The following is a 23494-nucleotide window of genomic DNA, read 5'->3' on the forward strand; positions in this document are numbered from 1 at the left end:
CCTGCCTCAAGCCGCGCTCGAGCCGAATTCCGGAACGGCGTCCTTGAGGATGGTCTTGATGGTGGCGAAATCGTCGCGGTCGACCGCCTGCTCCAGCGCGGCGAGCCACTTCCTGATTGCCTGCATCGGCGGCTCGTTGGGCTTTGCCGCCATGATGCCGGAAACACCGATCTCGACGGCCGGCTCTTCGCTGGCGAACAGGATCTCGTTGAGCCGCTCGCCGGGACGCATGCCGGTGAAGGTGATCTCGATGTCGATGCCGGGCTCGAGCCCGGAGAGACGGATGATGCGCTCGGCAAGTTCGACGATCTTCACCGGCTGGCCCATGTTCAGCACATAGACCGAGACGTCGGAGCGCGCCGGCGTCACCGCATGGGTCGCCGCCGTCAGCACCAGGTCGCAGGCCTCGCGGATGGTCATGAAATAGCGGACCATGTCGGGATGCGTCACCGTCACCGGGCCGCCGGCCTCGATCTGGGCCTTGAACTTCGGCACCACCGAGCCGTTCGAGGCCAGCACATTGCCGAAGCGCACGGAGATCAGCCGCATCCGCTTCCTGCCGGCGGCCAGCATCCCCTGCTCATGGTCGAGCGCCTGGCAGTACATCTCGGCAAAACGCTTGGTGAGCCCCAGCATCGAAACCGGCTCGATCGCCTTGTCGGTCGAGATCATCACCATGGCGTCCGCGCCGGCGGCGAGCGCCGCATCGGCCACGTTGATCGAACCGAAGATGTTGGTCTTGACCCCTTCGCTCCAGTCCCGCTCGAGGATCGGCACATGCTTGAGCGCGGCGGCGTGAAACACCAGATCGGGCTTGAAGTCGCGCATCAGCCGATGAATGCGCTCGCGATCCCTGATATCGGCGATCCGTCCGTCGATGGTGGCTGCGGCGTCCATCGCCGCCAGCGCCTCGGTGACGGCGTAGAGCGCCGGCTCCGAATTCTCGATCACCAACAGCCGCGCGGCGCCGAAGGTGACGACGCGCTCGCAGATTTCCGATCCGATCGAGCCGCCGCCACCGGTGACGATCACCGCCTTGTCCTTCACCAGCGCTTCCAGGCGTCCATAATCGATGCTCTGGCTCGGGCGCAGCAGCAGGTCTTCGACGGCAACCGCGGCAAGGCGCGGCGTCTCGCCGCTGGCAAGCGACGGCAGGCGGCTCACCATCAGCCGCAGCCGCTTGGCCCGCATCAGGATGCTTTCCGGATGGGCCTCGGGTTCAAATGCGGACGGCGTCATCACAATGCGGGTGATCGCCTTGTCGCGGCGGGCGAAGTCGCGCACGACCTCCTCGAGGTCGTCAACGCCGCCGAGCACCGGGATGGTGCGGATCGACTGCCCGAGATCGGCGCGCGAGGGCGAGAGAATGCCGACCGGCCAGAGCTGCTTGACGGCGCCGCTCTCGATGCCACGCAGCAGCACCTCGGCATCGGCGGCACGCCCGAGCAACAGCATCGGGGAAGCGCCGTCGGTGCGCGCGTGACGACGCGCGCGCGTATAGCGGAAATAACGATAGAGGAACCTGAGCGCGCTCAGGAACGAAACTTCCAGGAACCAGTAGAGAACGACGGAGACCCTGCCCAGGAAGAACGTGGAAACGCCGGGCACGACGATGACGTAGTCCAGCACCACGAGTGCCAGCGTCAGCACCGTCGCCACGCGCACGATGTTGAGCGCATCGGGCAGCGAGATGAAGCGCCATTTCGTGGTGGTGAGATTGAAGACGTAGCAGACGACGACTGCAAACAGCAGGAAATACGGCAGGATGCGCAGCAGAAGCGGCAGGCGGTCGTAAAAGCCCTGCCCGCCGTCGAAGCGCAGATAGACGGCAACGAACAACGCCGCCGCGGTGGCCAGCACGTCGTGCGCGGCGATCAGGTAGTTGCGCAAGGTAAGATGCGAAAGGCGCGTCATTCGCGGGCCGCTCAGAGTAGACAATATCCGGATTTTCGGCGGGGCTCGGAACGCCGCCGGGCGCTTATCTCACATGCGATGACCCGCAGCCAGCCCATTTTAGGCGCCCGTCGCATGCGATTCTCGGCCGGTTTCCTTGAGTCGCGAGACCATGCCGCCAGCGACCCCCACGCCCAGCACGTACATCCAGCCCTCGTGGAAATCGAACAGATGCGAGTTGAACAGCGAGGAAAGGATGTTCTGCAGCACGACCGCAAGCCCGATCCACGCGATCAGGCCCTCGCCGCGGAACAGGAGCAGATGCGAAAGCCACATCGCGTAGAGCAAGATGACGCCGATCGCGCCCCATTGAACCGCGACATTGAGCGTCTGGTTGTGCGGATTGCCGACCACCTGGCCGGAGGCCATCGCGTCGGTGCCGACCACGGCCTGTTCGAACAGGCCGCGGGTCGAGCCGGTGCCGTGGCCGACGAGCGGCGCCTCGGCAATGAAGCCAGCCGACTTGCGCCAGAACTCGAGCCGCAGCCCGATCGACGTGGCCTGCCCCTGCTCCCTGTAGAGCTTGTACTCCGTGGCGAAGCTCGCCGTCTTCGATTGCAGCTCGGGCGAGGCCAGCCAGGCGAGCACGGCCAGCGCGACGCCGCCGACGGCGATCGCCAGCGTCGTCCTCCATCGCAGGTGACGCACGGCGAACACCGCAAGCAGGAGCGGCATGGCCACGAGTGCCGTGCGCGCGACCACCACAAACACCATGTTGGCGACGAGGCTCAGCGCCGCGAGTCCGAGCAGCAGCGCCGTCCAAATCTTGCCCTCGCGAAGGCGCTGCATGATCGGATAGGCCAGCGCCACCGCGCACAGCGTGAACTCCTGGCTCTGGTTGATGTAGTCCTTGACGAAAATTCCGCGCTCGTCGCTGTTCGCTTTGAGCGTCAGCTCGGGGTGAAACGCCACCACCCACGACACGCACATCAGGAGCACGCAGGAGACGAGAAAGGCGACGCACACCCACAGGCCGCGCTCGGAGCGCTCGAAATGAAACAGCAGGAGCGGCAGCATCAACAGCTTCGCGACGGGGCTGATGCCGTGCAGGCGCGCGCCCCAGGCGGCGTCCGACCACAGGATTCCGACCACGGCCAGCAGGAACAGAGCGATCGGCAGCGCGCTCGCCGGCCGCTTCAGCGATTGCAGGAAGGCCGGCCAATCGAGCGCCGGCACGATCGTGATCAGCAGGACCACACCGAGGATTCCGGTCGCCGAGGTCGACCACGGCAAGGAGGCCGCGGTCAGGATCGCGACGACGTCGGCGGCCTTGCGCCACGCGGCCGGATCGCGCCAGCGGCTCGCAGCGACGGTAATCGTCGAGTTTCCCGCGATCGTCGTCACCGCTTGCCCGCCCGCGCGCGATCGACCAGCGAAGTGGTGGAAAATCCGGGCAGGACATCGACCAGCATCACCGCGCCGCCATGGGCCTCGACGATGTCATGGCCGACCACCTGCTCGCGGCTGTAGTCGCCACCCTTCACCAGCACGTTCGGCTTGATCTGCGTGATCAGCTTGATCGGCGTGTCCTCCTCGAACAACACGACGAGGTCGACCGCCTCGAGCGCCGCCAGCACCTCCGCGCGCGCCCGCTCGTTCTGCACCGGTCGCCCCTCGCCCTTCAGCCGTTTCACCGAGGCGTCGCTGTTCAATCCGACGATCAGGCGGTCGCAGGCGCCGCGGGCTGCGGTCAGAACCTTGACATGGCCGGGATGCAGGATGTCGAAGCAGCCGTTGGTGAAGCCGATGCGCAGCCCCTCGCTGCGCCATTGCCCGACCTGCGCGTCGAGGTCCGCAAGATCGGCAACGATCTTCTCCTCCGCGGCGAGATAGGCGTGCGGCAGGATCCTGCGCCGCAACTCGGCCGTGCTCGCGGTCGCCGTGCCCTTCTTGCCGACCGCGACGGCGGCAGCCGCGCTCGCCACCCGCAGCGCGGTTTCCCAGTCCGCGCCGGCGGCAAGCGAAAGCGCGAGCGCGGCGGCAACCGTGTCGCCGGCGCCGGAGACGTCGCGTACCTTCACCGGCAACGCCGGCACATGGACCCGCGCCCCGCTTCGCTGCACCAGCGTCATGCCGTGCTCGCTCCGGGTCACGAGCATCGCCTCGCAATCGGCGAGGTTCATCGCGTCGTGTGCAGCCTCGGCGATGCTCTCATCACTGTCGGCGCGGCTGCGGGTCGCCTCCGCAAATTCCTTGCGGTTCGGCGTCAGCAGCGTCGCGCCGCGGTAGATCGCGAAATTGGCGCTCTTGGGATCGACGATCACGCGCTTGCCGTGCGCCTTCGCCGCGTCGATGGCGTTGCGGATCACGCGCGCGGTCAGCACGCCCTTGGCATAGTCGGAAAGCAGCACGATGTCGGCGCGCACAAGCTGCGGCAGGATGGCGTCGATCAGCTTCTGCTCGATATCGCCGGACGCGGGCTGGGCACGCTCCCAATCGGCGCGCAGCATGTGGGTCGAGAAATGCTCGGAGACGAAGCGTACCTTGCGCGTGGTTGGCCGGCTGGGATCGCAGACCAGAACGCTTTCGATTCCGTTCTCCGCCGCCAGCGCCGATCGCAGCTTCGCGCCGGCTTCATCCTCGCCGACGAGACCGACGAAAATGCAGCGCCCGCCGAGAGCCGCGATGTTGCGCGCGACATTGCCGGCGCCGCCGACACTGGTCTCGCCGCGCTGGACGGCGATGACGGGCGCCGGCGCCTCCGGCGAGATCCGCACGACCTCGCCATAGACGAACTCGTCGAGCATGAGATCGCCGACGCAGAGCACGGTCTGGCTCGTCATCGCATGCGACAGGGCGTCGAAATCGAACATCTCTTATCGTCAAGCCTCTGCCGTCAGCGATAGCGATCGGCGCAATCGAGAAAACCCTTCACGTAGAGCGCGACCGCATCTTCGAGCGGAGTGAAGCCGCCATTGTAGCCGGCGCCGTGCAACCGATCGACCTCCGCCTGCGTGAAGTACTGGTAGCTGCCCCGGATCGACTCGGGCATGTCGATATAATCGATATTTGGCGGCGCGCCGAGCGCGGCGTAGGCCGCCAGCATCAAATCCTTGAAGCTGCGCGCCCTGCCGGTTCCGACGTTGAAGAGGCCAGAAACCGATGGCGTTGCGAGCAGCCACATCATCACCCGCACCACGTCGTCGACATAGATGAAGTCGCGCCGCTGGTCGCCGTCCGCGATGCCCTCGCGATGCGACTTGAAGAGCTGCACGGCATGGCCGGCCTTGATATCGCCGAAGCGGCGCGCCAGCACGCTCATCATCGTGCCCTTGTGGTACTCGTTGGGCCCGAACACGTTGAAGAACTTCAGGCCCGCCCATTGCGGCGGCAGCTTCTCTCCGCGCGCCGCACGCTCGGCGACCGCGAGATCGAACAGGTTCTTGCTCCAGCCGTAGAGGTTCATCGGCCGCAGCGCTTGCAGCGCGCTGACGCTTGCATCGTCGCGAAAACCCTGCGCGCCGTCGCCATAGGTCGCGGCCGACGAGGCGTAGATGAACGGAACAGCGTTTTCCGTGCACCAGTCGAGCAGGCGCAGCGAGAGGCGGAAATTGGTCTCGATCACGAGGTCGCCGTCGGTCGCCGTGGTTTCCGAGATGGCGCCGAGATGCAGGATGGCGTCGAGGCTGCGGCCATTCAGCCAATCGGCAAGCTCGGCCGGCGGCACGAAATCGGCAAGCTGGCGCTTGGCGAGGTTGCGCCATTTGCCCTCATGGCCGAGCACGTCGCAGACCACGACGTCGGCGCGGCCCGCATCGTTCAGCGCGGCTACGACGTTCGATCCGATAAAGCCGGCGCCGCCGGTCACCAGCAACATGAGGTTCCCTGAAATCCCGATTGGCTTGCGGCAGCTTTGCCCCACTCCGCCGGCGCAGGCAACTTGGGTCGTCCGCCGTGGTGAAGATGGCGCCGCCGCTTTACCTGATGGCGCGGAGCGGCTACCGACGGGTCTAGCCAAGGATCGGCATCTTCACGCTAAAGAATGAACATTAATTCACAATATAATGGGATTGTGGACCGGACCGACACACGTCCGATCCTGATTATCCCCTACATGTGGATTGGCGACTTCGTTCGCGGCCACACCGTGGTGCGGGTGCTGAAGGAGCGCTGGCCGAACCGGCCGGTCGACCTGCTCACCACCTCGCTCTGCGCCCCGCTGGTCGACTATATGCCGGGGGTCCGCGAGGGCATCCTGTTCGATCTGCCGCGCAGCCGGCTCGCGCTCGCCAGGCAGTGGCGGCTGGCAGCGTCCTTACGCGCGCGGAACTATGCCACCGCGCTGGTGCTGCCGCGCACCTGGAAATCGGCGATCGCGCCGGTTCTCGCCGGCATTCCCGAGCGGATCGGCTTCGTCGGCGAATTCAGGTTCGGCATGATCAATCGCTGGCGGTGGGGCGAAAAGGCCCTGCCCCGCTTCATCGACAAGAACGCCGCCCTCGCCTTGCCGGACGGCGCCGCGCTGCCGCCGGAATGGCCGGTGCCGCAGCTTGAGGTTGCGGCCGAGGAAACTCGGCGCTGGCGGCAAGCCAACGGCCTCGGCAGCGGCAAGGCGGTGGCGCTGGCGCCCGGCTCGGTCGGCGCCGCCAAGCGCTGGACTTATTATCCGGAGGCGGCGCGGCTGCTCGCCAGCGAAGGACTCGACGTCTGGGTCGTCGGCGGGCCCGGCGAGAAGGCGCTCGCCGCGGAAATCGTCGCAGCCGGAGGCCCGCGCGTGCGCGACCTCACCGGCACCGATCTGCGCAACGGCATTTTGGCGATGGCATCGGCCAGCCTCGCGATCTCGAACGATTCGGGCCTGATGCATGTGGCCGCCGCGATCGGCACGCCGACCATGGGCATTTTCGGCCCCACCAGCCCCTATCACTGGGCGCCGCTCAACGGACTTGCCGCGACCATCCAGACCCAAACCAGCGTGCCGTGCCAGCCCTGCCACCGCCCGGTCTGCACCATGAACGACCATCGCTGCATGCGCGACATCCCCGCATCGGACGTGGTGGCAACCGCCCGGCGCGTGCTCGGCGAGGTCGCCTCGGCCCGTTAACCACGCCCCGCTCTGCGCTTGCACCGGCGCTGGCCGCTGGCTACCAAAGCCTTCGAAATCCGATCTGACGGTGCGCCTTGAGCCAGGACCTGAGCCAGCATCCGATGAGCCGTCATGCCGCGGATCAGGCGATCCGCAGGCCTGCCGCCTTTCTCGACCGCGACGGCGTCGTCAATTACGACGACGGCTACATGGGCACGCGCGAACGCATCCGCTGGATGCCCAATGCCGCGAAAGCAATCCGCCGGCTGAACGAGGCTGGCTATCTGGTGTTCTTCTTCACCAACCAGTCCGGCGTGGCGCGCGGCTTCTTCACCGAGGCCGAGGTGAACACCCTGCACGACTGGATGTGCGCCGAGCTTGCCGCGCAGGGCGCGCGCATCGACGACATCCGCTACTGCCCGCATCATCCCGAAGGCATCGTGGCCGGCTATCTGGAAGATCATCATTGGCGCAAGCCTTCGCCCGGAATGATCCTCGACCTGATGGCGCATTGGCCGGTCCGGCAACAGGGCAGTTTCGTCATCGGCGACCGGCCGGGCGATCTCGAAGCCGGCCGCGCCGCCGGCCTGCCCGGCTTCCTTTTCTCGGGCGGCGACCTCGACACGTTCGTCGCCGGCATCCTGGCGCAGCAGCGCGCCGGCTAGGCGCGGATTTTGCGGCCGCCATATTCCCAATCATGAGCAGCGAGACTCGTTGGGGATGTGACCATCGCGCAACAGCTTCGGAACCCGAAACGGAGTATTAAGGAATCGTAAATTTTCCTGAAAAACCAATTTTTGAAGCACCTTTCATGAGTAGATCTGCCGTTGCATTGATTTTTCTGATGGCCGGCACGCTTCCCGCCGCCGCGCAAGGCTGGACCGGCGGCTATGTCGGCGGGTCGGCCGGCTACGGCTCGGGCAGCTCGAGCCAAACCGATCCCGGCATCCCAAAGCCGCTCACCCCTGTTGTCATCGAGGAGGAGCTCCCTGCGGACGGTCATTACTCCGTTCGCGGCGGGTTGGTGGGGGGCACGCTCGGTTACAACTGGCAAAAAGGCCTGTGGGTCTATGGCGTCGAGGGTGACTTCTCGTGGGCCGACATCAAAGGCCAGTCCAGCACCTGCGGACCGATGACCGCCACGCCGCACCCGTGCGGCACGAACCTCGACTCGCTGGCGACTTTCCGCGGCCGCATCGGCTATGCGCTGGGCGGGGGCGGCAGCTGGCTGGTCTATGGCACCGGCGGCCTCGCCGTCGGCAACATTCGCGGCTGGGATTCGCTGAGCCCTGCCTCCGGCAGCGACTGGCGCGCTGGCTGGGCGCTCGGCGCTGGCGTCGAGACGGCGATCGCGCCGAACTGGAGCGTGAAGCTGGAATATCTGCACGTCGATCTCGGCGATGGACAGCTCTTCAATGTCGTTCCCGGCGTCGCGGAATCCGTGAGCTTCAAGGCCGACACCGTGCGCGTCGGCATCAACTACCGGTTCGGCGATCCCCTGATCCGTCCCGTCGCGCCGCCGCCCTATTACACCAAGGCGCCCTACACCAAGGCGCCCGTATTGGCGCCGACCGATCCGTGGTCCGGCTGGTATGCCGGCTTGAACCTCGGCTACATCGACGGCTCGGGCTCGACGGGCACGTCGGCCGGCGCGACGTCGGCCAGCACGTTCCCCGGAAACACCGCGGCAATGGTTGCAAGCGCGACCCAGCAATTGTCGACCGGCCAGAGCGGCATCCTCGGCGGTGCGCAGATCGGCTACAACCGCCTGATCTCGCCGACATGGCTTGCGGGCCTGGAAGCCGATATCCAGGGCACGTCGCTGCACGGCAGCGCCTTCGGGAGATCCCGGGTGACGACCGTCGGCGGCTTCTTCAACGATACTGCGGTGACCAGCATCACCACCGCGCGCAGCCTCGACTATATCGGAACCATTCGCGGCCGGCTGGGCGGGCTCGTGACGCCGAACCTGCTGCTCTACGCGACCGGCGGTCTGGCCTATGGCAACGTGAAATCGAACACGAATATCAGCCAGGGCTTCGCCACGTTCTTCCCGCCATCGCCCGCGGCCAACCTCTCCGCCGGGTCCTTCTCGGCGACGCGCGCCGGCTACACGGTCGGCGCCGGCGGCGAATGGATGTGGGACCCGAAGTGGAGCGCCAAGCTCGAATATCTCTACTACGACCTCGGCTCGGCCAATTACGGCACCGGAATTTCCGCTTTCGATGCCGGCGCTCAACTGTCGAACGGATTCGGCATCGACTCCATCGCGATGTCCTCGCGCGTGCGCTTCAACGGCAACATCGTGCGTGCCGGCGTCAACTATCACCTGAACTGAACGCCCGCCGTTCGACGGCGGCGCGAGCGCATTGCGCCTAGCCAGCCGTTCCGCCGGGAGCTGCGGCCTCAAGCCCGCGATAGACCTCTGCGATCGCGTTGGCCTCCGCATCGAGGCTGAATTTTTCAACGACGCGCGCCCGCGCCCGCGCGCCCATCGCGGCCGCCGAGGCCGGATCGCGCATCAAGGGCTCGAGTGCGGCGGCCAGCGCCTCGGCATCGCCCGGCGGCACCAGCACCCCGGTGACGCCGTCCTCCACCACGAATTCTGCCGCGCCCGCGCGCGCCGCAACCAGCGCATTGCCGGCCGCCATTGCCTCGATCAGGGTGAGGCCGAACCCCTCGTTGCGCGAGGTGAAGGCATAGATCGCGAGCCGCCGGTACCAGCGCTGCACGTCGGTGATGTCCAATTCGCCTGTCATGATGATGCGCGACGACAATCCGGCAGCCTCGATCCTGCGCTTCAGCTCGTTGGCGAAACCCAGTTGCTCCGGCACGATCGCGCCGACGATGACAGCGGTGAAATCGGGATAGCTCGGCAAGAGACGGCACATCGCTTCCACGAACACGTCGCTGCCCTTCTGCGCGCGGACGCGGCCGAAGCAGCCGATCGCGTAGCGGCCGGGCAAGCCGCTTTCGGCGAACGCCGCGGCGCGGTCAGGCGGCGGCGCATAGACGTCGGTGTCGACGCCGTGCATCACCACGGTCGCCTCGCGCTTGAGAAAGCCGGCCGACAGCGCGCTGGTCGCGATGATCGCGTCCATCTGCCGGATCAGCCAGCGTGTGATCCAGCTATGATGGCGCTGGGCAGCCGAGGTGAACACCAGCTTCAACGGCCAGCCGAGCGCACGCAACAGCACGCCCGCAATCATCTCGTTGTTGCGCCTTGCGTGCCAGATCACGGGCCGGCGCCGTCGCCACAGCCGCAGCAGATCGGACAGGCCGATCTTCGCAATGCCGTCGGGCGCGTGCGGACCGAGCCAGCCGGCGCGAAACAGTTTCGCGAGCCGCGGCGACACCATGCGGTTGGTCGCGGTGACGCCGGAATAGCGCCGATGCAGGTTCGGCACGATCAGCTCCAGCTCGCCGGCGGAACGCTCGTTGATCAACGCAAAAGCTCCATTTTGCGGCATTTCCTATACGCAACATTAAGCATGGCGGCCAGTTCGGTATCGGCGAAACACCCTCTTCACTGCATCTGCATAGCATGTTCGGCGATAGTGGAGTTGGGTTCACTCATGACCGTGCTCGTCACCGGCGGCGCCGGCTATATCGGAAGTCACATGGTGCACGCGCTGGCGGATGCCGGCGAGCGCGTGGTCGTGATCGACAACCTCTCCACCGGATTCTCCAGCTTCGTGCCATCAGGCGTGCCGCTGTTCATCGGCGATGCCGGCGACGAGAACCTGGTCGAAGGCGTGATCACCCAGCACCGCATCGACAACATCATCCATTTCGCGGGCTCGGTGGTCGTGCCGGATTCGATGCGCGACCCGCTCGGCTATTATCGCAACAACACCATGACGACGCGCAGCCTGTTGAATGCTGCGGTCAAGAGCGGCGTCAGCCGCTTCATCTTCTCTTCCACTGCGGCGGTCTACGGCAATCCCGACCAGGTGCCGGTGCCCGAGCACGCGCGGACGCGGCCGGTTTCGCCCTACGGCTCCTCGAAGCTGATGACCGAGATCATGCTGCATGACGTCGCCACCGCGCACGGCATGAGCTACGTCGTGCTGCGCTACTTCAACGTCGCCGGCGCCGATCCGCAAGGCCGCGTCGGACTCGCGACCATCGGCGCCACCCATCTGCTCAAGATCGCGGTCGAGGCCGCGACCGGCCAGCGCGCCAAGATCGATGTGTTCGGAACCGACTACCCGACGCCGGACGGCAGCTGCATCCGCGACTTCATCCATGTCAGCGACCTCGTGGAAGCCCACCGCGCGGCCCTTGCCTACCTGCGCGCCGGCGGCGCTTCCGCCACGCTCAACTGCGGCTATGGCCGCGGCTATTCGGTGCTGGAGACGATCGAGGCCGTGCGCCACGTCTCGATGCGGAACTTTGCCGTCCAGTATGCGCCGCGGCGACCCGGCGACATCATGACCATGGTCGCCGATACCGCGCGCATCCGAAGCCTTCTGGACTGGACGCCGCGCTATGACGACCTGCAGACCATCGCCGCCCATGCGCTGGCCTGGGAAGAGAAGCTGCTCCGTGAGCGGACAGCCGAGCTGCGGCAGGCGCAATCGGCCTGAAATCCCACTGTCTGCAAGCCTTTATTGGGCTTGAAAAACCGCGTCATAGCGGGCAATGAGGCACCCGAGCAGGCGCGCGGGGCCGTTTTCGGCGCTAGTGGCGCAGTTTTGACGTTCGCTACCCGCTCGTCGCGGCCGATGGAAGGCGGATGGCCCAGTTTCCGAAGAAAATTACCGACGATCCCTATGGCGCGGCGGTCCTGATTCGCCGCCTGGTCATGGAACAGGGGGTCGTCTATTGGCGGCGCTATTTGGCCGCCTTCGCATTGATGGGCGTGGTGGCCGCGGCAACCGCCGGAGCCACCTATGTGCTGGGTCAGGTGATCAACCAGGCCTATGTCGAGAAGAACATCCCCGGCATCGCCATCCTGTCCGGCGTCACGGTTCTGCTGCTGTTCGTCAAGGGCGTGGCGACCTACGGCCAAACCGTCATCCTGTCGAAGATCAGCAACGCCATTCTCGCCGACAATCAGCGGCGGCTGTTTGCCAAGCTGATGCGCGAGAGCATCGGCTTCTTCTCCGAACGGCATTCGTCCGAATTCCTGGCACGGCTGACCGCCGGCGCGAAATCCATCACCGACGTCCTCAACATGCTGATCAATGCGATCGGCCGGGACTTCCTGATCCTGGTCGCCATGATCTGCGTGATGGTGGTGCAGGACCCGATATTGTCGTTCATTGGTCTCGTGGTAGTGCCGCCGGCGATGCTGGTACTGCGCAAGCTCGTGAAACGGATCAAGGGCCTCGCCCACAACCAGTTCATCGGGACCGCCGACATCCTCGAGACCATGCAGGAATCGCTGCAGGGCATCCGCACCGTGAAAGCGTTCACGCTGGAAGAGGCGATGCAGCGCCGCATCGACGAGAACATCGCCATCGTCGAGCGCAACGCCAACAAGATGGCGCGAGTCTCCAACCGCTCCAACCCGCTGATGGAGATGCTCGGCGGCTTTGCGGTGGCCGGCTGCCTGCTCTATGGCGGCTATAGCGTCGTCGCGCTTGGCGCCACCCCCGGCCAGTTCTTCTCCTTCCTGTCGGCGTTCCTGATGGCGACCGAGCCGGCCAAGCGTCTGGCGCGGCTCAACATCGATCTCAACAGCCAGCTGGTCGGCGCACGCATGCTGCTCGAGGTGATCGACAGCCCGGCGAGCGAGCTTTCCGATGACGACAAGCCGCCGCTGAGGCTCACCGATGCCCGGATCGAGCTCTCCGACGTCAGTTTCGCCTATCGCGCGGGCGAGCCGGTGCTCAACCGCATGAGCTTCGTCGCCGAGCCCGGCAAGGTCACGGCGCTGGTCGGTCCCTCGGGCGGCGGCAAGTCCACCGTGCTGGCGCTGCTGCTTCGTTTCTACGAGGTCCGCGAGGGCGAGATCCTGATCGACGGCCAGTCGATCTCGAAAGTGTCGCGGCGTTCGCTGCGCCAGCAGACCGCCTATGTCGGCCAGGACGTCTATCTATTCCGCGACTCGATCCGTGCCAACATCGCCTTCGGCAAGCCGGGCGCAACCGAGGAAGAGATCATCGAGGCGGCAAAAGCCGCCTGCGCGCATGACTTCATCACGAGTTTCCCGCTCGGCTACGACACGCCGGTCGGCGAGCATGGCACCCAGCTTTCCGGCGGCCAGCGCCAGCGCATCGCAGTCGCCCGCGCGCTGATCCGGAACGCGCCGATCATCCTGCTCGACGAGGCGACTGCCGCACTCGACTCCGAATCCGAACAGCAGGTGCAGGAAGCGATCGAGCATCTCTGCCAGAATCGCACCACGATCGTGATCGCGCACCGGCTGCACACCATCATGCATGCCGACGCGATCATGGTGGTGGAGGCCGGCGAGATCGTCGAGCGCGGCCGGCACGAGGACCTGTTGCGGCGCGGCGGCCGCTATGCCTCGTTCTTCCGCCTGCAGCAGCGCGACACTGGTCATCCTGGCGTGGCGGTTCAGAAGTCCGCATGATGAACGTGCGGCGACAATGATGCGGACTTCTGAACCAAAGCCACACCAGATCAATAAGCTGCTGGTGTCCCTTCGATTCCGAAGTTCGCCGACGAGGGGCCCGCAGAATGATGCGAACTTCGGAACCGGGACACCGGCCTGACGCCGGTCAGCGCCACGGCGTGACCGGCGCAGCGTCGATCAGCGCAGCGCCGAGGCGACGATCAGGCCGAGGATCAGTGCCGTCAGCGAATATTTCAGCGTGTAGTAGACCTTGCGGTTCCACTCCTTGACCTTGCGGCTCGCGAGGTGGACCTCGTAGAGCTTGCCGAACACCTTGTTCAGCACGCCGACATGCTCGCCGTCGATGTTCTGGGTGGCGGAAGCCTTGACGATATGGTGACTGACCCAGCGATTGATCGAGGTCATGAAGCCGTACTTCATCGGACGCTCGACGTCGCAGAACAGGATGATGCGGTTGACGTCGGTGGCGTTCTCGGCGCTGTGGATGAAGGTCTCGTCGAACATGAAGGCTTCGCCGTCGCGCCAGACACACTGCACGCCGTCGACCAGGATCCGGCACCTGTCGGAATTCGGCGTCACCAGCCCGAGGTGATAGCGCAGCGAGCCGGCGAACGGGTCGCGGTGCGCGCCGAGCTTGCCGCCGGGCGGCAGCATGGCGAACATCGCGCCGTGCACGCACGGGATCGAGTTCAGAAGCTCGACCGTCTTCGGGCACAGCCCGCGCGCCGAAGGCAGGAAGTCGTCATACCATTTGAGATAGAAGCGCTTCCAGCCGCTCTTGAAGAACGAGTAGAAGCCCCAATCGTTGTTCTTCGCGGCGGCGCGGATGAAACCCTCGTCGAACAGCCGTACCGCCTCGTCGCGGATCGTCTCCCAGTTCTCGCTGAGCTTCGCCAGTTCCGGAAAACGATCGACCGGGATCACGGGCTCGTTCGGCACCGCCGAGCCCGCATACATCAGCACGTTGTAGGGCGCGAGATAGGTCGAGTGGTCGCCGAGCTGACGCGCGAAGCGCAGCCGCTCGCGGCCGCGGAAATGCACGTAGAGCGTGGAGGCGAACAGGAGATAAAGGATGATGAGCTGTGGCGCGAGAAGCTGCTTCAGCATTTTCGGTCCCCGTGATGCGGCGCGCGACGCCCCTTTTTAGCGTCCCCACGCGCACGAAAAAGCCTATCCGGCCGCAACAATCTGGAAATATTTCAACATGCCGCAGGCGCAACGGCAAGGCCCCGGCGGCGCATGCGGAACCTGCGATCACGAGGTCATTTTCGTGCGCATTGAAGGGCTGCATCGGCCGTTTCGGTGCGCGGAAATAGCGGAGACATCAGGCGAATCTCATTCAACCGCGCGAGGGCGCGATATCTGCGCGCAGCAGCCGCAAGACGTTGCCGCCCATGACCTTGCGGATGTCGTCAGGCGAAAACCCGGCGTCCATGAGCGCCTGCGTCACCACGGCAACCTGGCTCGCGTCGAAGCCGGTCGTCGTCGAACCGTCGAAATCCGAACCGAGCCCGACATGGTCGATGCCGACGAGATCGCGGACGTGGGCAGTCGCAAAAAACCCGACGGCGACGACGATCAGGACGACAACGAGGACAAGGCCGAGCCAGACCCACTTCTTCATGATCGTCTCCGGATGCCTCCGGCGCCCAACCTATCACGGCGCACCGGCCGGTTGTCGGGACTAGCCTCGCCCCGTGCAACCGCGTACAAACGGTACCGAATTCCTCCCGCAACCCTGTCCCGAGCTTCCGCATGAACGCCACGTCCTACGTCATTCCCGCTCCCGCCCAGGCTTCCATCCCGGTCGCAGGCGAAACGAAGGCCTTTCCTGTCCGCCGCATCTGGTGCGTCGGCCGCAACTATCTCGAGCACATCCGCGAGATGGGCAATGACGAGCGGGACCCGCCGTTCTTCTTCGCCAAGCATGCCGACATGCTGGAAAAGGACGGCGCCACCATCCCCTACCCGCCGCTGACCAAGGATCTGCACCACGAGGTCGAACTGATCGTTGCGATGAAGAGCGGCGGGCTGAACATCCCGACCGACAAGGCGCTCGATCACGTCTATGGCTACGCGGTCGGCATCGACCTGACGCGGCGCGACCTGCAGCAGGCTGCGCGCAAGAAGGAGCGGCCCTGGGAGATCGGCAAATCGTTCGACCACTCCGCGCCCTCATCGGCGCTGCAGCCGGCCGCGAAGATCGGCCACCCTGCGAAAGGCAGGATCTGGCTGTCCGTCAACGGCACCGAGCGGCAGAAGGGCGACCTCACCGAGCTGATCTGGAGCGTGCCGGAGATCATCTGGAAGCTGTCGCAGCAGGTCGAGATCGGCGCCGGCGACATCATCATGACCGGCACGCCTGCCGGCGTTGCCGCGCTCTCGCCCGGCGACAAGATCGAATGCGGCGTCGACGGTGTCGGCACCCTGAAGGTTTCGATCGGCAAGGCGGTCGGCTGATCGTTTCAGCGGCAGGCGCGCGGGCCTCAGCCCCGCGCGATCGCCTGCAGACCCTTGAAGGTCAGCCGCTTGGGATCCTTCACGCCCGCAAGGTACAGCCGGCGGACGAACGCGATCGCGGCCTCGCGGTCGCAATCGGTCAGCGCCACGATGGCGTCGACGGCAATTTTCTGGGCTTCCATGGGTTTCACCCGCGTCTTGCGCAGCACCCGGCCGCGCGAGCCTAGCCCCTCGCCGGTTAATCTTCCGTTAACCCTTCCCGGAATCGCCGATTCCCTTGCTTCTTGGCGAGCATCTCGCTGCGTCAGCGGCCGGCATGATGTGACGGGTCATGCTGTAGGGTGCCGATACCGCTCTCCCGCGCCGCATAGGCCTGCATCGCCGCGGGCGGCTCGGCGGACAACTTTAATGCCGGCGTCGGGGCGCCCCCGTTCAGAACGTCCAGATACGGATAGGCGAAAGCGAATGCGCCGGGCTCCTGAATGGCGGCCTGCGCGAGCGCCGGCGTTGCCGCAAGCGCCGACAACAGCGCGGCCGCCGCGATGGTTTTGACTGTCGTCATTGTGGTGTCTCCATGACTTTGATCGTCACGGAGAGCTGGGTTCAGGGAAGCCTGCGGCGAAGACGCACGGCGCGACAGACAGCCTTTCGCGTCGCGAAAGAGTGCTTGATCAGCAGCGGTCGCAAGCCTTCGCCACGCGCGCGAACTCGCTCTTCAGCCGGGGCGCGGCAAAGTCCACGAAGGCCCGGACTCTCGGCACCGAGAGCCGCCCATGCGGAGAAATGAGGTGGACGGGCAGAGGCGAAGGCTCGTCCTTGGCGAGGATGATTTCGAGCTCGCCCCGCCGCACCTGTTCTGCGACCTGGTATGAGAGCAGCCGCACCACGCCGCGCCCTTCCACCGCCGAAGCCAGCGCCGCGCGGATGCTGTTGACCACCAGCCGCGGCGAGAACTGAACCGCGCGCGGGACCGAAGAGCCTGAAGCCGGGGGAAAGGTCCAAGAGTTCGGAATGTGGGCCATCGCGATGATCTGGTGCTTGGCAAGATCCGACGGCTCGTTGATGCGCGGGTGCTTCCTCACGTAGCGCGGCGCCGCCACCACCAGTCGCCGGACTTCGCCGATCCGGGTCGCGACCATCGAGGAATCGGCAAGGTTGCCGATGCGCAGCGCGACGTCGATGCCTTCGTCGATCAGGTTGACCGGCCTGTCGAGCAGGAGCAGACGCGCGGACACCGTCGGGTAGGTGTCCAGAAACGCCTCCAGGATCGGTCGAAAGAACAGTTCGCCGGAGAAGATCGGGGCCGTCACCGCGATCGTGCCGCGCGGCGCCGATCGTTCCCCCGCGACGATGGTGTCGGCCTCCTCGAGTTCGGCGAGCACGCGCCGGCAGGCGGCGACATAGCGCTCGCCCTCCTCGCTCAGCCTGATCGACCGCGTCGTTCGATGCAGCAGCTCGGTGCCGACACGCGCTTCGAGGAAGGCGACCGCACGGCTCACGGCTGCGGGCGAGCGACCCAGCTTGCGGCCCGCGGCCGCAAGGCTTCCTTCGTCGACCGCGACGACGAAGACCTTCATTGCATCGAGCCGATCCATGATCCTTCCGCGAGCGGAATCCCTCAAGTTAAAAGGCTAGCCGCCCGATCGTGCCGCGGCAACCAGCGCGCAGGCTGTTCCGGCTGCCTCAGGCGCCATTCCCGTATTCGGTCGCGCCACGGAAGAGTGTCTGCCGGACAGCACGTATTCGCGCCCGCATCAAAGGCGCGTAGCTCTCATTCGATCCGATCGGTGATCCCGGCGCCCCCGCGGCCCTCACCCGATCAGGCGGAAAACAAAGGAGCTCATCATGGGTATCGAACAGAAAGTTGCCGTCATCACCGGCGCGTCGCAGGGTATCGGCGCAGCCCTCGTCAAGGCGTATCGCGATCGCAACTACCGCGTGGTTGCGACCGCACGCACGATCAAGCCGTCGCGTGACGAGGACGTCCTCGCGGTGCCCGGCGACATCGCCGACTGGAAGACCGCCGAGCGGGCGATCTCCGAGGGCGTGGCCCGGTTCGGCCGAATCGACACGCTCGTCAACAACGCCGGGATCTTCATTGCCAAGCCGTTCACCCAGTACACCGAAGCCGACTACAAGGCGGTGCTGGGCGTCAACCTCGCCGGCTTCTTCCGCATCACGCAACTGGCGATCGCCGAAATGGAGAAGCAGGGCAGCGGCCACGTCGTGCAGGTCTCCACAAGTCTCGTCGACCACGCCAATTCCAACGTCCCTTCCGTGCTCGCCTCACTGACCAAGGGCGGGCTCAACGCGGCGACCAAGTCGCTCGCGATCGAGTATGCCAAGCGCGGCATCCGCGTGAACGCGGTGGCGCTCGGCATCATCAAGTCACCGATGCATCCCGTGGAGACGCATGCCCAGCTCGGTACGCTGCATCCGGTCGGCCATATGGGCGAGATGTCCGACATCGTCGACGCCATCCTCTATCTCGAGCATGCCGGCTTCGTGACCGGCGAGATCCTGCACGTCGACGGCGGCCAGAGCGCCGGCCACTGAACTGGCGCTGGCCATTGATCTCGGCATCGCGCTGATCCCGGCGCGCAGGCTTTCGGCATGATGGGATCGGCGCTCACCCTTTGGTGCCGTCCGACCCTCGCTGGATATCAAGCGTGGCCTCATCCCCGACGCCGGCATAGTAGACCGCGATCGCAGAAGCGAAGACCGGATTGTCGGAGACGGCGCCGAACAGGGTCATCGACGACCTGAATTTGAGGTCGTCGGGCGAGCCGAGGATCTCGTGGATCGACCGGCTCTTCACCGCGAGCACGAGCCGCGTGCATTCGACCAGGCGCGGCCCGAGGATATCATGGGCGAGATAGGCTTCTGCCTCCGCGCGCGAGGCAATCGCAAAGCGCTGCGCCATGGCCGAAAATCCGAGCCCCGCAATCTGCGGAAAGATGAACCACATCCAGTGGCTCTGTTTGCGCCCGGCGGAAAGCTCCGCGACGACGCGCGCATAGACCGGGGCCTGGGCCGTGACGAAACGCTGGAGGTCAAAGGGATCGCCCATCGCGCCCTCCCCGGTCGCGCCGGTGAACGCCTGGAGCAGCTTACGAATACTGCATCACGCCGTCGTCGATCTTGCCGAAGCGCAGCGAGACGATGTCGAGCGCATAGTTCTGGTAGAGCCGCCACGGCCGCTTCGAGCCCTGCTTGGGCATTTTCGCGACCGCGCGCTGCACATAGCCCGAGGTGAAGCTGAGGGACGGCAGCGCCTCGATGGTCGGGTCGCTGTTGCGCGGCATGCACTGCCTGTAGCCGTGCCGGTCCATGTAGTTGATGAGGCGGCAGACATATTCGCAGGTGAGGTCGCATTTCAGCGTCCAGGACGCATTGGTGTAGCCGAAGGCCGAAGCAAGGTTCGGCACGTCGGCATACATCATGCCCTTGTAGGTCAGCGCCTTCGAGAAATCGACCACACGGCCGTCGACCGCAATCTCCAGCCCGCCCACCACCTGAAGCACGAGGCCGGTCGCGGTGACGATGATGTCCGCGGCAAGCTCGCTTCCATCCTTGAGACGGATGCCGTTCCTGGTGAAGGTATCGATCTCGCAGGTCGCGACGGAGGCGCGCTTCTCGCGGATCGACCTGAACAGGTCGCCGTCCGGCACCAGGCACAGCCGCTGGTCCCATGGATTGTAGCGCGGGGTGAAATGGGTGGCGACGTCGTAGTCGGGACCAAGCGCCATCTGCACGCCCTTGAGGATCAATTCCTTCACGCGCGCGGGCCGGCGCCGGCTGAGCTGGAAGAAGAACATCCCCCACATCACGTTGCGCCAGCGGATCAGATGATAGGCGAGCCGCGCCGGCAAATTGCGCCGGAGCTTGTTGGCGAGCGGATCCTCGGCCGGGCGCGACACTACATAGGTCGGCGAGCGCTGCAGCATGGTGACATGGGCCGCGGTTCGCGCGAGCTCCGGCACCAGCGTCACGGCGGTCGCCCCGGAGCCGATGACGACGATGCGCTTTCCGGCGTAGTCGAGATCCTCGGGCCATTTTTGCGGATGGATGATCTGACCGGCAAAATCAGCGGCGCCCGCAAATTCCGGCGTATAGCCCGCCTCGTAGCGGTAGTAGCCGGAGCACATGAACAGGAAATTGCAGGTGAAGCGGATGGTCTCCACCGCGCCCTCGCCCAAGCTGCGCTCGGCCTCCACCGTCCAGCGCCCATCCCTGGTCGACCATGAGGCGCGCTTCACGCGATGGCGGAAGCGGATTTTGCGGTCGATGCCGTTCTCGGCCGCGGTCTCGCGCACATAGTTCAGGATACGCGGGCCGTCCGCGATCGCCTTCGGCTCGGTCCACGGCTTGAAGGAATAGCCGAGCGTGAACATGTCGCTGTCGGAGCGGATGCCGGGATAGCGGAACAAGTCCCAGGTGCCGCCGAGCGTGTCGCGGCCCTCCAGGATGACGAAACTCTTGGACGGGCATTTCGTCTGCAAGTGATAGCCGGCGCCGATGCCGGACAGGCCGGCGCCGACGATCAGGACGTCGAAATGTTCCGCTTGGGCATTCGCTTTCATGGATTCACCCGAGCTCCCGTCGTCATGGCCGGGCTGTCCCCGCCATCCACGCCTTGCCGTCCAAGTCTAGATACGCGAATGCCCGGCAACAAGGTCGTTGCCGGGCATTCGAAACACAAAGCCTGCTTCAGTGGAGGCGCCGCTTGCGCGGTTTTCCCGCCCCGCGGAAAGCTCAGTACCGGTAATGGTCCGACTTGTAGGGACCTTCCTGCTTGACGCCGATATAGTCGGCCTGGTCCTTGCGCAGCTCGGTCAGCTTGACGCCGATCTTGGCGAGATGCAGCCGCGCCACCTTCTCGTCGAGCGTCTTCGGCAGCACGTAGACCTTCTTCTCGTACTTGCCGCCCTTGTTGTTGGCGAACAGCTCGATCTGCGCCAGCGTCTGGTTGGTGAAGGACGCCGACATCACGAAGGACGGGTGGCCCATGGCATTGCCGAGGTTCACCAGCCGCCCTTCCGAAAGCAGGATGATGCGGTGCTTGTCGGGGAATTCGATCTCGTCGACCTGCGGCTTGATGTTGGTCCATTTCAGATTGCGCAGGGACGCAATCTGGATCTCATTGTCGAAGTGGCCGATGTTGCAGACGATGGCGCGGTCCTTCATCGCACGCATGTGCTCGATGGTGATGATGTCCTTGTTGCCGGTGGCGGTCACGAAGATGTCGGCGCGCGGCGCCGCGTCTTCCATGGTCACGACCTCATAGCCCTCCATCGCCGCCTGCAGCGCGCAGATCGGATCGACTTCGGAGACCATGACGCGGCAGCCGGCCTGGCGCAGCGAGGCCGCCGAGCCCTTGCCGACGTCGCCGAAGCCCGCGACCATCGCGACCTTGCCCGACAGCATGACGTCGGTGCCGCGGCGAATGCCGTCGACCAGCGATTCACGGCAGCCATAGAGGTTGTCGAATTTCGACTTGGTGACGCTGTCGTTGACGTTGATCGCCGGGAACAAGAGCGTGCCCTTGTTGGCCATTTCGTAAAGCCGATGCACGCCGGTCGTGGTCTCTTCCGAGACGCCCTTGATGTTCTTCGCGATCTCGCCGAACCAGCCCTTCGGCTTCTCCTTGAGCAGCCGCTTGATCAGCGCGAAGAAGATCTCCTCCTCTTCCGAACCCGGCTTGTCGAGGAAGGCGGTGTCGCCCTGCTCGGCGCGATAGCCGGCATGCACCAGCATGGTGGCGTCGCCGCCGTCATCGAGGATCATGTTCGGCGTGCCGCCGCCATGCCAGTCGAACAGCTTTGCGGTGTAGTCCCAGTATTCGGTCAACGTCTCGCCCTTGACCGCGAACACCGGGATGCCGGCGGCGGCGATCGCAGCCGCCGCGTGATCCTGGGTCGAATAGATGTTGCAGGAGACCCAGCGGATGTCGGCGCCGAGCGCGGCCAGCGTCTCGATCAGCACCGCGGTCTGGATCGTCATGTGCAAGGAGCCAGCGATGCGCGCGCCCTTCAAGGGCTGCTTGGGCCCGAACTCCTCGCGCGTCGCCATCAGGCCGGGCATCTCGGTTTCGGCCAGCGAGATTTCCTTGCGGCCGAATTCGGCCAGCGCGATGTCCTTGACGATGTAGTCGGTGAAGGCGGGTTTCTTGGCGGCGGCGGTCATGTGGTTGATCCCTCAAATGCATATTCCGAAAAGCAGCGACGCTTTCCGGAATACACGCGACGATGATGAAAGAATTCAGACAGTGCGCTTGAGCGGCTCGACGAGATCGGTTTTCTCCCAGGAGAATCCACCCTCATTGTCCGGCGTGCGGCCGAAATGGCCGTAGGCCGAGGTGCGCGCATAGATCGGCCGGTTGAGATCGAGGTGGCGGCGGATGCCGCGCGGGGTCAGGTCCATGACCTCGGCGGCCGCCTTCTCGAGCTTGTCTTCCGCGACCTTTCCGGTGCCGTGGGTGTCGATATAGATCGACAGCGGACGCGCCACGCCGATCGCATAGGCAAGCTGCAGCGTGCAGCGGTCGGCGAGCCCTGCGGCTACGATGTTCTTGGCGAGGTAGCGCGCAGCGTAGGCCGCGGAGCGATCGACCTTGGTCGGATCCTTGCCGGAGAACGCACCGCCGCCGTGAGGAGCCGCGCCGCCATAGGTGTCGACGATGATCTTGCGCCCGGTGAGGCCGGTGTCGCCATCGGGGCCGCCGATGAAGAATTTTCCGGTCGGGTTGATGTGCCAGATGGTCTTGCCGTTGATCCAGTCCTTCGGCAGCGCCTCGCGCACATAGGGTTCGACGCGCTCGCGGACCTGGGCCGAGGTCATCTCCGGATCGAGGTGCTGGTGCGAAACCACGATCTCGCGCACGCCGACCGGCTTGCCGTTCTCGTATTGCACCGTGACCTGGCTCTTGGAATCGGGCCCCAGCACCTTCTCGCGGCCGGAATGGCGGGCTTCCGAGATCAGCCGCAGGATCTTGTGGGCGTAGAAGATCGGCGCCGGCATCAGGTCCGGCGTCTCGTTGCAGGCGTAGCCGAACATGATGCCCTGGTCGCCCGCGCCTTCTTCCTTGGCGGCGCCAGGCTGATTGGCGTCGACGCCCTGCGCGATGTCGGCCGACTGCGGATGCAGCAGAATCTCGATGTCGCACTTCTGCCAGTGGAAGCCGTCCTGCTCGTAGCCGATGTCCTTGATCGCGCCGCGCACCACGCTTTCGATCTGGTCGTTGGTGACGGAAGCCGGACCGCGGGTCTCGCCCGCGATCACCACCTTGTTGGTGGTGGCAAGCGTCTCGCAGGCGGCGCGGATCGCCCAGGGATCGATGCCGGCCTTCGGCCCTTCGCGGTAGAACAGGTCGACGATCTCGTCCGAGATCCGGTCGCAAACCTTGTCCGGATGCCCCTCGGACACCGATTCGCTTGTGAACAGATAAGACGCGCGCATCAAGAACCCCTTTTTCCGCCCTGTGTCGGCGGTCGTTTTCGAACCATGTC

Annotated in this window: 21 protein-coding genes; 7 read left to right on the forward strand and 14 right to left on the reverse strand. The window is 65.3% G+C overall.

Translation table 11 applies throughout. The features are described 5' to 3' along the window. Window positions 1-6: 6 nt before the first annotated feature. The 4 genes from QOU61_RS26570 to rfaD all read right to left on the reverse strand — a co-directional run bounded on the left by QOU61_RS26570 (window position 7) and on the right by rfaD (window position 5770). Window positions 7-1914, reverse strand: coding sequence for an SDR family NAD(P)-dependent oxidoreductase (locus tag QOU61_RS26570; RefSeq protein WP_289654176.1), 1908 nt, complete (start codon window positions 1912-1914; stop codon window positions 7-9). A gap of 99 nt (window positions 1915-2013) precedes the next feature. After that, window positions 2014-3297, reverse strand: coding sequence for an O-antigen ligase family protein (locus QOU61_RS26575; protein WP_289654177.1), 1284 nt, complete (start codon window positions 3295-3297; stop codon window positions 2014-2016). After that, entirely contained in the window at window positions 3294-4766 is a 1473-nt protein-coding gene (rfaE1, locus tag QOU61_RS26580; RefSeq protein WP_289654178.1) for a D-glycero-beta-D-manno-heptose-7-phosphate kinase, read from the reverse strand. The genes QOU61_RS26575 and rfaE1 overlap by 4 nt, the downstream gene beginning before the upstream one ends. 23 nt (window positions 4767-4789) lie before the next feature. Further along, a complete protein-coding gene (rfaD, locus tag QOU61_RS26585; RefSeq protein WP_289654179.1) occupies window positions 4790-5770 on the reverse strand; it encodes an ADP-glyceromanno-heptose 6-epimerase in 981 nt (326 codons plus the stop codon). Window positions 5771-5935: 165 nt separating this feature from the next. Between rfaD and waaF the strand changes: the two genes are divergently transcribed. The 3 genes from waaF (at window position 5936) to QOU61_RS26600 (ending at window position 9317) form a co-directional block, all read left to right on the forward strand. Then, window positions 5936-6997 (forward strand): lipopolysaccharide heptosyltransferase II, encoded by a 1062-nt coding sequence (waaF, locus tag QOU61_RS26590; protein WP_289654180.1) that lies wholly within the window; start codon window positions 5936-5938, stop codon window positions 6995-6997. Window positions 6998-7101: 104 nt separating this feature from the next. Further along, complete coding sequence (locus QOU61_RS26595) at window positions 7102-7644, forward strand: HAD family hydrolase (protein WP_289654181.1); 543 nt, start codon at window positions 7102-7104, stop codon at window positions 7642-7644. 146 nt (window positions 7645-7790) lie between these two features. Then, window positions 7791-9317, forward strand: coding sequence for an outer membrane protein (locus tag QOU61_RS26600; RefSeq protein WP_289654182.1), 1527 nt, complete (start codon window positions 7791-7793; stop codon window positions 9315-9317). 37 nt (window positions 9318-9354) lie between these two features. Here the strand turns inward: QOU61_RS26600 and QOU61_RS26605 are convergent, their stop codons facing one another. Continuing rightward, entirely contained in the window at window positions 9355-10425 is a 1071-nt protein-coding gene (locus QOU61_RS26605) for a glycosyltransferase family 4 protein (RefSeq protein ID WP_289654183.1), read from the reverse strand. A 129-nt stretch (window positions 10426-10554) separates the two neighbouring features. Here QOU61_RS26605 and galE point away from each other — a divergent pair, with 129 nt between their 5' ends. Further along, window positions 10555-11568, forward strand: a complete 1014-nt coding sequence (gene galE, locus QOU61_RS26610; protein WP_289654184.1) for a UDP-glucose 4-epimerase GalE — start codon at window positions 10555-10557, stop codon at window positions 11566-11568. A 149-nt stretch (window positions 11569-11717) separates the two neighbouring features. Further along, complete coding sequence (locus tag QOU61_RS26615; protein ID WP_289654185.1) at window positions 11718-13523, forward strand: ABC transporter ATP-binding protein; 1806 nt, start codon at window positions 11718-11720, stop codon at window positions 13521-13523. Window positions 13524-13703: 180 nt separating this feature from the next. On the opposite strand, the gene QOU61_RS26620 is transcribed toward QOU61_RS26615, so the two are convergent. Together QOU61_RS26620 and QOU61_RS26625 are read right to left on the reverse strand one after the other, a co-directional pair. Beyond that, window positions 13704-14633: an aspartyl/asparaginyl beta-hydroxylase domain-containing protein gene (locus QOU61_RS26620; protein WP_289654186.1), complete on the reverse strand. Its 930-nt coding sequence runs from the start codon at window positions 14631-14633 to the stop codon at window positions 13704-13706. A gap of 232 nt (window positions 14634-14865) precedes the next feature. Further along, window positions 14866-15150: a membrane dipeptidase gene (locus QOU61_RS26625; protein ID WP_289654187.1), complete on the reverse strand. Its 285-nt coding sequence runs from the start codon at window positions 15148-15150 to the stop codon at window positions 14866-14868. A 131-nt stretch (window positions 15151-15281) separates the two neighbouring features. On the opposite strand from QOU61_RS26625, the gene QOU61_RS26630 reads away from it, so the two are divergent. After that, a complete protein-coding gene (locus QOU61_RS26630; RefSeq protein WP_289654188.1) occupies window positions 15282-15986 on the forward strand; it encodes a fumarylacetoacetate hydrolase family protein in 705 nt (234 codons plus the stop codon). A gap of 26 nt (window positions 15987-16012) precedes the next feature. Here QOU61_RS26630 and QOU61_RS26635 read toward each other — a convergent pair whose 3' ends face one another. The 3 genes from QOU61_RS26635 to QOU61_RS26645 all read right to left on the reverse strand — a co-directional run bounded on the left by QOU61_RS26635 (window position 16013) and on the right by QOU61_RS26645 (window position 17581). Next, window positions 16013-16168, reverse strand: a complete 156-nt coding sequence (locus QOU61_RS26635; RefSeq protein WP_289654189.1) for a hypothetical protein — start codon at window positions 16166-16168, stop codon at window positions 16013-16015. Between the two features lie 122 nt (window positions 16169-16290). After that, window positions 16291-16548, reverse strand: coding sequence for a hypothetical protein (locus QOU61_RS26640; protein WP_289654190.1), 258 nt, complete (start codon window positions 16546-16548; stop codon window positions 16291-16293). 109 nt (window positions 16549-16657) lie between these two features. Continuing rightward, entirely contained in the window at window positions 16658-17581 is a 924-nt protein-coding gene (locus QOU61_RS26645) for a LysR family transcriptional regulator (protein WP_289654191.1), read from the reverse strand. A 250-nt stretch (window positions 17582-17831) separates the two neighbouring features. On the opposite strand from QOU61_RS26645, the gene QOU61_RS26650 reads away from it, so the two are divergent. Continuing rightward, complete coding sequence (locus QOU61_RS26650) at window positions 17832-18542, forward strand: SDR family NAD(P)-dependent oxidoreductase (RefSeq protein ID WP_289654192.1); 711 nt, start codon at window positions 17832-17834, stop codon at window positions 18540-18542. Between the two features lie 73 nt (window positions 18543-18615). Here QOU61_RS26650 and QOU61_RS26655 read toward each other — a convergent pair whose 3' ends face one another. The 4 genes from QOU61_RS26655 to metK all read right to left on the reverse strand — a co-directional run bounded on the left by QOU61_RS26655 (window position 18616) and on the right by metK (window position 23444). Then, complete coding sequence (locus tag QOU61_RS26655) at window positions 18616-19056, reverse strand: DUF1810 domain-containing protein (RefSeq protein ID WP_289654193.1); 441 nt, start codon at window positions 19054-19056, stop codon at window positions 18616-18618. A gap of 40 nt (window positions 19057-19096) precedes the next feature. Beyond that, complete coding sequence (locus tag QOU61_RS26660) at window positions 19097-20569, reverse strand: flavin-containing monooxygenase (RefSeq protein ID WP_289654194.1); 1473 nt, start codon at window positions 20567-20569, stop codon at window positions 19097-19099. A gap of 172 nt (window positions 20570-20741) precedes the next feature. Further along, the gene (gene ahcY / locus QOU61_RS26665) at window positions 20742-22172 is read right to left on the reverse strand and encodes an adenosylhomocysteinase (protein WP_289654195.1); all 1431 of its coding nucleotides are present in this window, start codon (window positions 22170-22172) and stop codon (window positions 20742-20744) included. A gap of 75 nt (window positions 22173-22247) precedes the next feature. Next, window positions 22248-23444, reverse strand: a complete 1197-nt coding sequence (gene metK / locus QOU61_RS26670; protein ID WP_289654196.1) for a methionine adenosyltransferase — start codon at window positions 23442-23444, stop codon at window positions 22248-22250. Window positions 23445-23494 lie beyond the last annotated feature (50 nt).

Source organism: Bradyrhizobium sp. NP1, from assembly GCF_030378205.1.
GTDB lineage: Bacteria > Pseudomonadota > Alphaproteobacteria > Rhizobiales > Xanthobacteraceae > Bradyrhizobium.

What these genes read in the sequence shown, in the direction of transcription:
- QOU61_RS26570 (WP_289654176.1), bottom strand. Translation starts at nt 1,914, where the DNA reads ATGACGCGCCTTTCGCATCTTACCTTGCGCAACTACCTGATCGCCGCG.
- rfaE1 (WP_289654178.1), bottom strand. Translation starts at nt 4,766, where the DNA reads ATGTTCGATTTCGACGCCCTGTCGCATGCGATGACGAGCCAGACCGTG.
- rfaD (WP_289654179.1), bottom strand. Translation starts at nt 5,770, where the DNA reads ATGTTGCTGGTGACCGGCGGCGCCGGCTTTATCGGATCGAACGTCGTA.
- waaF (WP_289654180.1), top strand. Translation starts at nt 5,936, where the DNA reads ATGAACATTAATTCACAATATAATGGGATTGTGGACCGGACCGACACA.
- QOU61_RS26595 (WP_289654181.1), top strand. Translation starts at nt 7,102, where the DNA reads ATGAGCCGTCATGCCGCGGATCAGGCGATCCGCAGGCCTGCCGCCTTT.
- QOU61_RS26600 (WP_289654182.1), top strand. Translation starts at nt 7,791, where the DNA reads ATGAGTAGATCTGCCGTTGCATTGATTTTTCTGATGGCCGGCACGCTT.
- galE (WP_289654184.1), top strand. Translation starts at nt 10,555, where the DNA reads ATGACCGTGCTCGTCACCGGCGGCGCCGGCTATATCGGAAGTCACATG.
- QOU61_RS26615 (WP_289654185.1), top strand. Translation starts at nt 11,718, where the DNA reads ATGGCCCAGTTTCCGAAGAAAATTACCGACGATCCCTATGGCGCGGCG.
- QOU61_RS26620 (WP_289654186.1), bottom strand. Translation starts at nt 14,633, where the DNA reads ATGCTGAAGCAGCTTCTCGCGCCACAGCTCATCATCCTTTATCTCCTG.
- QOU61_RS26625 (WP_289654187.1), bottom strand. Translation starts at nt 15,150, where the DNA reads ATGAAGAAGTGGGTCTGGCTCGGCCTTGTCCTCGTTGTCGTCCTGATC.
- QOU61_RS26630 (WP_289654188.1), top strand. Translation starts at nt 15,282, where the DNA reads ATGAACGCCACGTCCTACGTCATTCCCGCTCCCGCCCAGGCTTCCATC.
- QOU61_RS26635 (WP_289654189.1), bottom strand. Translation starts at nt 16,168, where the DNA reads ATGGAAGCCCAGAAAATTGCCGTCGACGCCATCGTGGCGCTGACCGAT.
- QOU61_RS26640 (WP_289654190.1), bottom strand. Translation starts at nt 16,548, where the DNA reads ATGACGACAGTCAAAACCATCGCGGCGGCCGCGCTGTTGTCGGCGCTT.
- QOU61_RS26645 (WP_289654191.1), bottom strand. Translation starts at nt 17,581, where the DNA reads ATGGATCGGCTCGATGCAATGAAGGTCTTCGTCGTCGCGGTCGACGAA.
- QOU61_RS26650 (WP_289654192.1), top strand. Translation starts at nt 17,832, where the DNA reads ATGGGTATCGAACAGAAAGTTGCCGTCATCACCGGCGCGTCGCAGGGT.
- QOU61_RS26655 (WP_289654193.1), bottom strand. Translation starts at nt 19,056, where the DNA reads ATGGGCGATCCCTTTGACCTCCAGCGTTTCGTCACGGCCCAGGCCCCG.
- QOU61_RS26660 (WP_289654194.1), bottom strand. Translation starts at nt 20,569, where the DNA reads ATGAAAGCGAATGCCCAAGCGGAACATTTCGACGTCCTGATCGTCGGC.
- ahcY (WP_289654195.1), bottom strand. Translation starts at nt 22,172, where the DNA reads ATGACCGCCGCCGCCAAGAAACCCGCCTTCACCGACTACATCGTCAAG.
- metK (WP_289654196.1), bottom strand. Translation starts at nt 23,444, where the DNA reads ATGCGCGCGTCTTATCTGTTCACAAGCGAATCGGTGTCCGAGGGGCAT.